Source organism: Phormidesmis sp. 146-33 (assembly GCF_052939515.1).
Genome location: NZ_JBJPHU010000177.1, coordinates 1 through 9,417, shown reverse-complemented (window position 1 = coordinate 9,417; position 9,417 = coordinate 1). Strand labels below are relative to the sequence as shown.

Here is a 9,417-nt window from a genome sequence, read left to right as displayed (position 1 = left end):
GTTTTCTTGGGAAATCCCACTCTCCCGACTACACTTCAACCTGAGTAGTTACATCGTAAGAGAGAATCGAGCCAGCGATCGCTCAGGGCAATTTGGGCTGTGGACTGGTTAGAGGCGTTTGGGGCGATCGCAGTAATGATATTTCTGAACGGCTTATCTCTCAATTTTCTTCATCCGATCGCTCATCTCGCATCAAATCTCCCAGATACAGTTTAATAAATTCCTCTGCTGCATCAGGACTGAGACTCTTCAACGCTTTGACGATCTCAGCAACCGTTTCTGCATTGGGGTCTACTTTTTCGTGAAACCAGTGATAGACAACTGATCGCCTCACGCCCAACGCAACTGCCAGCTTATTTTGACTGATCTTATGTGCTGCTAATGCCTGTTTGAGGGCTTTTCCTGCTCTTCCCATGCGCGATGTTTAACGATCGTCATCTCTTGCAGCCTCTGCCAACTCATCGGGAGTGCAGTTGTAAAGCTTGAGCAGTTCAGCGTACTGAGTAGGATTGAGTGTCGGAACCGTTCTACCCTGCTCCCAGTTTCTCAACGTTGACATCGAAATTCCAAGTTTGAAGACAACTTCTTCTGCTTTAATCCCTGCTCTTTGCCTCAAAGCCTTCATACTCATAACATTTAGCCTTAGTCATTCTGACTAGCACCATTTGAATAGCACTAGTTAGTTGACACAAATACTAATGAAATGGTACTAACTAGAAGTTGCTTTCTCTGGTACTAACTCGCTGTATCCACGGAATAGCATACCGTTTAAGCGCCTCTCGATCGCTGGCGTGACGATTAGCGCTGCTCATTTATCAATCCTTAAACTCAAACTATATCTTCTTATGGCGATCGCTTAAGACGATGGGCTGTGATTCGGCTGCTCGAAAATATGCAGCGCATTACGGTCGCCCGTTGCGCTTCAAAATCGGATGCAGATGGCTACGCGCAAGTGTTTCGTCGTCTCATCCCGAATGCTACCTTTATCGTCGTGTTTGACCCACCAGATTTTGAGGAGGGCGATCGAGACACCGACTAGCTAAATCTACTCCAATTCATCCGGGTTAACGCCCAACGATCGCAGCCTCTCCTCCAACCGCCTTGCTCGCTCCTCTGCCCGTGCTGCTATCTCTTGTGGACTGGGAACCAACTCGCCTTCTAAAGTAAAAAACCGTAACTTTTGCTCAAAAACTCCCAGATACAGATTCAACTGGTGACTGATCAGCCAGCCTTGCTCGTTAGGTTCAATCGGTTGATACTCGCCAGAAGTCAGGCAAAATCCCTGAAATTCCAGCGTCTCTGGATGAAACCAGAAATATTCAGGCGTGCGAAATGTGTCTTGATAGAGTTGCTTTTTGGTGGTGCGATCGATCGTCGCCGTACTTGCAGACAACATCTCCACAATCACATTGGGATACTTGCCATCCTCTCCCCACAGCACCCAACTCTTGCGCGGATGTGGATCAGTCCCCAACACTACAAAAAAGTCAGGCCCTCGAAAATCGCGTGACTTGATTTGATCTTCGTTGAAGTAGATCGTCAAATTTCCACTGGCGTAGAAGTTCGATCGCCCCCGCCACCACGCCTTCAGGCAAGCCAACAATAGCTCAACCTGTTCTCGATGCCAGTCAGTTTCCAAGGGAGGCTCATCACTGTACAGATCAGTCGGCGGAACAATGATCACCTCTCCCGTCATCGCATCCACTAGACTCGTTTTAACCGGAGACATGGCAGTTAAGTGTCAGGTTTGAGATTGCCACGAACTCGCAAGCGGACGGAATTGGCGTGAGAAGGCAACCCCTCCGCTGTCGCTAGATGATCGATCGCTTTCGCCACTTTCTCCAAAGCCGTCTGCGAATATTGCACCAGGCTGGAATGCTTCAAAAACGTCTCGACTCCCAAGGGCGACGCATAGCGAGCCGATCCAGAAGTCGGCAACGTGTGGTTTGGCCCTGCCAAATAGTCACCCACCGCTTCAGGAGTCGAACTGCCCAAGAAAATCGCTCCCGCATGACGAATATTTTGCAGCAAGCTCCACGGGTCGTCCACCTCCAATTCCAGGTGTTCAGGCGCAAAATCGTTGGAGAGATCGGCCGCTGCCTCCAGAGAATCGACGATCGCCACCAGTCCATAATGGGCGATCGCTTTCTCGGTCAAAATCCGCCGGGGATGGTCAATCAGTTGCCGCTCGACTTCATCCACCACTTTTCGCGCCAGAGTCGCATCGGTCGTCAACAAAATCGCCGCCGCCATCGCGTCATGTTCTGCTTGAGCCAGCATATCCGCCGCTACAAACGCTGGATTCGCCGTCTGGTCTGCAATAATTAGCACCTCAGAGGGGCCCGCTAGAGAATCAATTCCTACCGTTCCATAAACCAACTTTTTGGCCAGCGTCACATAAATGTTTCCAGGGCCAGTAATCACATCCACTTTTGGAATCGTTTCAGTCCCGTAGGCCAGAGCGGCGATCGCCTGCGCTCCCCCAACTCGATAAATTTCTGTAACACCGGCCTCTTGAGCGGCGACCAAAACGGCTGCATTGATGGTCTTGTCCTTGCCTGGAGGAGTGACCATGACAATTCGAGGCACTTGAGCCACCTTCGCAGGAACGGCATTCATCAAGACAGTACTGGGGTAACAGGCCTGACCACCGGGAACGTAAAGTCCCGCTCGATCGACGGGCGTATACCGTTTCCCCAAGACGACCTCATCCTCGCCAAAATGCACCCAACTCTTGGGCACCCGTTGTCGATGGAAGGACTCGATCTGCTCTCTAGCAAACTGGATCGAGGTCAACAACTCTTTAGAAACTTGTTGGTAGGCAGCATCCAGTTCTGAGCCACTGACTCGCAGGTCTTCTGGTTTTAGATCTTGACGATCGAATTCCAAGGTGTAATCTAACACCGCTCGATCGCCCTGTCGCTTGACGGCTTGCAGTACCTCCCGGACTGTCGCTTCCTTATGCACAACTTGATCGTCATGAGTGCGATCGCAGATCCGTCGCAGTTCTGTTCTAGCCTCAGCCCACTGAGTAATGATTCGCAGCATGGAGTTAGGAGTGTCAGTCTTGAGATAACCCGATCGAGAAAGGGGTTTGGAGCATTCTAGCGACCATACAGGCTAGGCAAACCCACGCTCGTTTCTCTAGCTTAACCTGGATTTTTCAGGGATCATCCCATCCTTGAAGGTTGATGCTATAGTAATTTATCTAGCGATTTCTATGTCCAACTCTAGATAAAGTTCTTCTGGGATTTATTGTGGCAAACATCAAATCCGCGCAAAAGCGCGTCAAAATTGCAGAACGCAACCGTCTGCGTAACAAAGCTTACAAGTCAGCCGTTAGAACGCTGATGAAAAAATTTCTGACTGCCGTCGATACCCATGCAGCTCAACCAACTCCCGAAACCGAGAAGGAAGTCCAGTCGGCGATGTCATCTGCTTACAGCAAGATTGACAAAGCGGTGAAGCGGGGCGTTCTTCATGCCAACACGGGTGCCCGTCGTAAGGCGCGTCTCGCAAAAGCGCTGAAGACTAAAGTGGCGGCGAGTACTGTTTCCTAGAAATCCCCTACAGGTGACTCGAAGAGGTCGCTCCCTTCGCACGAGATTGAAGAAATAAAGATAAAGTAGAGTTCTTGGTTTCGGTTGAGAACTTGATTTCCTGTCTTGACTTCCCTCATGCAACTGATTGACACCCACGTTCATATCAACTTTGACGCATTCCAGCCCGATTTGGATGCGATCGCTCGTCGTTGGCGAGAAGCGGGAGTCGTTCATCTTGTTCACTCTTGCGTCGAGCCAAGCGAATTTGCTGGAATTCAACAACTCGCCGATCGCTTCCCCGAACTCTCTTTTGCGGTGGGGCTGCATCCTCTGGATGTCGAAGAAAAATGGACGGCGGATTCTTCTCAGCAGATTTTGACGTTGGCGAAGTCAGATCAGCGCGTGGTGGCGATCGGAGAAACTGGGCTAGATTTCTTCAAAGCAGCGAACCGAGAACAGCAGTTTCAGTCCTTTGAGGCGCAGTTGGCGATCGCTCAATCTTTGAATCTGCCCGTGATCATTCACTGTCGGGATGCGGCGGCACCGATGGCTGAGTTGTTGGAGCGATTTTGGCAAAAAAATGGGGCGGTAAAAGGCGTAATGCACTGCTGGGGCGGCACTCCTAAAGAAACTCAATGGTTTCTTGATCTGGGTTTCTACATTAGTTTTAGCGGAACAGTCACGTTCAAAAAGGCTCTTCAGATTCAGGAATCGGCAAAAATGGTGCCGGGCGATCGACTTCTCATCGAAACCGATTGTCCGTTCTTAGCGCCTGTCCCCAAGCGGGGCGAAAAACGAAACGAACCGTCGTACGTTCAGTACACTGCTCAACAGGTTGCCCAACTGCGAGAAATTCCTCTGGAGCAACTCGCAGCCCAAACGACCAAAAATGCTTGTCAACTCTTCGGATTGACGGTGCCTCAATTGGCGTTGCCGATGCTGAAATAGGAGACTTTACAAATTGTTGCGGTTCTTCACCCCCCATCACCCCATTTTTACCTGATCATCGCAAACAGATCCCACAAATTCGTGGATAAGTCAAGCCACAAAACGTAAATGCTGCGCCATAATGGTTGAGAGTGCAAAATAGAACGATCGAAAAGCAATTTTCCACAAGCTTTATCTTCCTCAATAAAGTTTAACGGCATGGGCGCTCACAAACCTCATCCATCGACCCTGGAAGAACTGGAGACCACACTGGCTATTACACCCTACAACTGAATACTTCATTTTTTTGGATTTCCTTTGGGAGTTCCAAACTTTTTTGCATTGACTTATTTGTGCAAATAGTAATAAAATTCGGGGTTCGCGCTGGGCGTGACCCTTCTGAGGAGACGCATGACTGAGCTTACCTACAACACCCCCGCCTTTGTTTTGCCAGACTTAGTTGAGATCCAGCGGGCTAGTTTCCGTTGGTTTCTCGAAGAAGGCTTGATCGAAGAACTCGACAGTTTTTCGCCGATCACAGACTACACCGGCAAGCTAGAGCTTCACTTTTTAGGGAAGGACTTTAAGCTGAAGCGCCCCAAATATGATGTCGATGAAGCGAAACGTCGAGATAGTACTTACGCAGTACAAATGTACGTCCCAACCCGCCTGATTAACAAGGAGACGGGTGAAATTAAAGAGCAAGAAGTTTTTATTGGTGACTTGCCTTTGATGACCGATCGCGGCACCTTTATTATCAACGGTGCTGAACGAGTCATTGTGAACCAGATTGTTCGCAGTCCCGGTGTTTACTACAAGTCAGAAACCGACAAAAACGGACGACGCGCCTACAACGCGAGCTTGATTCCCAACCGGGGTGCGTGGCTGAAGTTTGAGACGGATAAAAATGACCTGGTGTGGGTGCGGATTGACAAAACTCGCAAACTGTCTGCTCAAGTTCTGCTGAAAGCGTTGGGACTGAGTGACGGTGAGATTTTTGATGCGCTGCGTCACCCTGAGTATTTCCAGAAGACGATCGAGAAAGAAGGGCAATTTGGCGAAGAAGAAGCCTTGATGGAGCTATATCGCAAGCTGCGTCCGGGTGAGCCTCCCACCGTTTCAGGGGGTGCTCAACTGCTAGAATCTCGATTCTTTGACCCCAAACGCTACGATCTGGGCAAAGTGGGACGCTACAAGCTCAACAAAAAGCTGCGTCTCAACGTGCCAGAAACGGTTCGCGTCCTGACTCCGCAAGATATTTTGTCGTCGATCGACTACCTGATCAACCTAGAATTTGACATCGGCAGCATTGACGACATCGATCACCTGGGCAATCGTCGGGTGCGATCGGTTGGTGAGCTACTGCAAAATCAGGTGCGGGTTGGTCTAAATCGATTAGAACGAATCATTCGGGAACGGATGACGGTCTCGGATGCTGATTCGCTCACGCCTGCTTCTCTAGTCAACCCTAAACCGTTGGTAGCTGCGATTAAGGAGTTCTTTGGCTCCTCTCAACTCTCGCAGTTTATGGATCAGACAAATCCTTTGGCAGAGTTGACTCACAAACGTCGTCTCAGCGCATTAGGGCCAGGCGGTTTGACGCGAGAACGGGCAGGCTTCGCAGTGCGGGATATTCACCCGTCTCACTATGGCCGGATTTGTCCGATCGAAACGCCAGAAGGCCCCAACGCAGGTCTGATCGGTTCTCTAGCGACCCACGCCAAAGTGAACGCCTACGGCTTCATCGAAACGCCGTTCTACAAAGTTGAAAACGGACGAGTTCTCAGAGATGTCGCTCCCCTCTACATGACGGCAGATGAAGAAGATGATCTGCGGGTAGCAGCGGGTGACATCACGATGGATGAAGACGGTCGGATCGTCGGCGAATCGGTTGCCGTTCGCTATCGGCAAGATTTCACGACCGCAACGCCTGAAGAGGTTGACTTTGTAGCGGTTTCCCCGGTGCAGATCATTTCTGTGGCAACGTCGCTGATTCCCTTTCTGGAACACGATGATGCGAACCGAGCGTTGATGGGTTCCAACATGCAGCGGCAGGCGGTTCCTCTGTTGCGTCCTGAGCGGCCTTTGGTGGGTACTGGTCTAGAAGCGCAGGCAGCCCGTGACTCTGGGATGGTGATCGTCAGCCGCACCGATGGTGAAGTTACGTTTGTCGATGCGGACAACATTCGGGTGCGTGATTCGCAGACCAACCGAGAGATCACATACTCGCTGCAAAAGTACCAGCGATCGAACCAGGATACTTGTCTCAACCAGCGCCCGATCGTCTTTATTGGCGATAAGGTCGTTGCGGGGCAGATTCTGGCAGATGGTTCCGCTACTGAAAAAGGCGAACTGGCACTCGGTCAGAATATTCTCGTTGCCTACATGCCGTGGGAAGGCTACAACTACGAGGACGCGATTCTGATTAGCGAACGCCTAGTGCAGGAAGACGTTTACACCTCGATTCACATTGAGAAATTTGAGATTGAGGCACGTCAGACCAAGCTGGGGCCCGAGGAAATCACGCGAGAAATTCCCAACGTTGGGGAAGATGCGCTGCGTCACCTGGATGAAACGGGGATCATTCGCATTGGGGCCTGGGTTGAATCGGGCGATATTCTCGTCGGCAAAGTGACTCCTAAAGGAGAATCGGATCAGCCGCCTGAAGAAAAGCTGCTGCGGGCGATCTTTGGTGAAAAAGCGAGAGACGTGCGCGACAACTCGCTGCGAGTCCCCAACGGTGAAAAAGGTCGGATTGTTGATGTGCGAGTCTTTACCCGTGAGCAGGGCGACGAATTGCCGCCAGGGGCGAACATGGTCGTTCGCGTCTATGTGGCTCAAAAGCGGAAGATTCAAGTCGGAGACAAGATGGCGGGTCGTCACGGTAATAAAGGGATTGTTTCCCGGATTTTGCCGCTCGAAGACATGCCTTATCTCCCCGACGGTCGCGCCGTTGATATCGTGTTGAATCCCCTGGGTGTGCCCAGCCGGATGAATGTGGGTCAAGTCTACGAGTGCCTGTTGGCCTGGGCGGCAGAAAATCTGGATATGCGCTTCAAAATCGTGCCGTTTGATGAAATGCACGGAGAAGAAAAGTCCAGAGAAACCGTTCACGGCAAGATCAGTGAAGCTCAAGACAAACGAATCAAATCCACGGGCGGACAAGATGGCTACTGGCTGTTTAACCCCGACAACCCTGGCAAAATTCAGGTCTACGATGGGCGGACTGGTGAACCCTTCGATCGCCCCGTTACGGTCGGCAAAGCCTACATGCTGAAGCTGGTTCACCTGGTTGACGACAAGATTCACGCTCGCTCGACCGGCCCCTACTCGCTCGTCACACAGCAGCCTCTCGGCGGTAAAGCTCAACAAGGCGGACAGCGATTTGGAGAAATGGAAGTCTGGGCGCTGGAGGCATTTGGAGCCGCTTATACGCTGCAAGAATTGCTGACGGTGAAGTCAGACGACATGCAGGGACGAAACGAAGCGCTGAATGCGATCGTCAAGGGCAAAGCCATTCCTCGTCCGGGCACGCCCGAATCCTTCAAGGTGCTGATGCGCGAACTTCAGTCGCTCTGTCTTGATGTTGCAGTTCACAAGGTGGAAACCAAGGAAGACGGCAGCAGTAAAGACATGGAAGTTGACTTGATGGCGGATGTGAACAGTCGCCGCGCGCCTTCTCGACCGACCTATGAATCCATTTCGCGCGATGCGATGGACGACGACGAAGACTAGAAATGCGCTGAGTTTTGGGTGGCTTTGATCGACTCAAGCTGCTCAAGACTCACCCTTTCACCCTTTAGCGCCAATCGAATATTAAGGAAGAATTACGCGATGCCAAAGCTAGAGCAGCGATTTGACTACGTTAAAATCGGTCTGGCATCTCCCGATCGCATTCGCCAATGGGGAGAGAGAACTTTGCCCAATGGTCAGGTCGTGGGTGAAGTCACCAAGCCAGAAACGATTAACTACCGCACCCTCAAGCCCGAAATGGATGGCTTGTTTTGTGAGCGGATTTTTGGGCCTGCAAAGGATTGGGAATGTCATTGCGGTAAATATAAGCGGGTGCGCCATCGCGGGATTGTCTGCGAACGCTGCGGCGTTGAAGTCACCGAGTCTCGGGTGCGTCGTCACCGCATGGGCTATATCAAACTGGCGGCTCCGGTCGCTCACGTCTGGTATCTCAAAGGGATTCCCAGCTACATGGCGATCTTGTTAGACATGCCTTTGCGGGATGTGGAGCAGATCGTTTACTTCAATGCCTATGTCGTTCTCGATCCGGGCAATGCGGAAAATCTCACTTATAAGCAACTGCTGACCGAAGATCAGTGGATTGAGATCGAAGACGAACTTTACAGCGAAGATTCTAAGCTCTCAGGCATTGAAGTGGGAATTGGGGCGGAGGCGCTGCAACGTTTGCTGCAAGACATTAATTTGGATACGGAAGCCGAGCAGCTTCGCGAAGAGATTGCCGTCTCCAAAGGGCAAAAACGCGCCAAGTTGATCAAGCGTCTGCGCGTTATGGACAACTTCATCGCTACAGGTTCTCGTCCTGATTGGATGGTGTTGGACGTGATCCCGGTGATTCCACCTGACTTGCGTCCGATGGTGCAGTTGGATGGGGGACGGTTTGCCACCTCCGATTTGAATGATCTGTATCGTCGCGTCATCAACCGCAACAACCGACTCGCCCGTTTGCAGGAAATTCTCGCGCCTGAAATCATTGTTCGTAACGAAAAACGGATGCTTCAGGAAGCGGTCGATGCCCTGATTGATAACGGTCGTCGCGGTCGAACTGTGGTTGGCGCAAATAACCGTCCGCTTAAATCCCTCTCTGACATTATTGAAGGGAAACAGGGTCGATTCCGGCAAAACCTTTTGGGTAAGCGGGTTGATTATTCGGGACGTTCTGTAATCGTGGTTGGGCCGAAACTGAAGATTCACCAGT

The 9,417-nt window shown here is 51.2% G+C and carries 8 protein-coding genes and 1 pseudogene; 5 read left to right on the top strand and 4 right to left on the bottom strand.

Annotation, left to right across the window (positions count from 1 at the left end; genetic code table 11):
- Positions 1 to 160 precede the first annotated feature (160 nt).
- A complete protein-coding gene (locus tag ACJ2PR_RS33630; RefSeq protein WP_446880309.1) occupies positions 161 to 415 on the bottom strand; it encodes a helix-turn-helix domain-containing protein in 255 nt (84 codons plus the stop codon).
- A gap of 9 nt (positions 416 to 424) precedes the next feature.
- On the bottom strand, positions 425 to 631 hold the full coding sequence (locus tag ACJ2PR_RS33625) for a helix-turn-helix domain-containing protein (RefSeq protein ID WP_446856859.1): 207 nt from the start codon (positions 629 to 631) through the stop codon (positions 425 to 427).
- A gap of 240 nt (positions 632 to 871) precedes the next feature.
- On the opposite strand from ACJ2PR_RS33625, the gene ACJ2PR_RS33620 reads away from it, so the two are divergent.
- A complete protein-coding gene (locus tag ACJ2PR_RS33620; RefSeq protein ID WP_446880308.1) occupies positions 872 to 1,039 on the top strand; it encodes a hypothetical protein in 168 nt (55 codons plus the stop codon).
- Between the two features lie 6 nt (positions 1,040 to 1,045).
- Here the strand turns inward: ACJ2PR_RS33620 and ACJ2PR_RS33615 are convergent, their stop codons facing one another.
- On the bottom strand, positions 1,046 to 1,729 hold the full coding sequence (locus ACJ2PR_RS33615; protein WP_446880307.1) for a Uma2 family endonuclease: 684 nt from the start codon (positions 1,727 to 1,729) through the stop codon (positions 1,046 to 1,048).
- A 5-nt stretch (positions 1,730 to 1,734) separates the two neighbouring features.
- Positions 1,735 to 3,048: a histidinol dehydrogenase gene (gene hisD / locus ACJ2PR_RS33610; protein WP_446880306.1), complete on the bottom strand. Its 1,314-nt coding sequence runs from the start codon at positions 3,046 to 3,048 to the stop codon at positions 1,735 to 1,737.
- Positions 3,049 to 3,257: 209 nt separating this feature from the next.
- Between hisD and rpsT the strand changes: the two genes are divergently transcribed.
- The 4 genes and pseudogenes from rpsT to rpoC1 all read left to right on the top strand — a co-directional run.
- Positions 3,258 to 3,560, top strand: a complete 303-nt coding sequence (gene rpsT, locus ACJ2PR_RS33605; RefSeq protein ID WP_446856856.1) for a 30S ribosomal protein S20 — start codon at positions 3,258 to 3,260, stop codon at positions 3,558 to 3,560.
- Between the two features lie 117 nt (positions 3,561 to 3,677).
- Positions 3,678 to 4,490: a TatD family hydrolase gene (locus ACJ2PR_RS33600; protein WP_446880305.1), complete on the top strand. Its 813-nt coding sequence runs from the start codon at positions 3,678 to 3,680 to the stop codon at positions 4,488 to 4,490.
- A gap of 390 nt (positions 4,491 to 4,880) precedes the next feature.
- Complete coding sequence (gene rpoB, locus ACJ2PR_RS33595; protein WP_446856854.1) at positions 4,881 to 8,204, top strand: DNA-directed RNA polymerase subunit beta; 3,324 nt, start codon at positions 4,881 to 4,883, stop codon at positions 8,202 to 8,204.
- A 99-nt stretch (positions 8,205 to 8,303) separates the two neighbouring features.
- Positions 8,304 to 9,417 (top strand): annotated as a pseudogene (gene rpoC1, locus ACJ2PR_RS33590) (DNA-directed RNA polymerase subunit gamma); the annotation flags it as partial.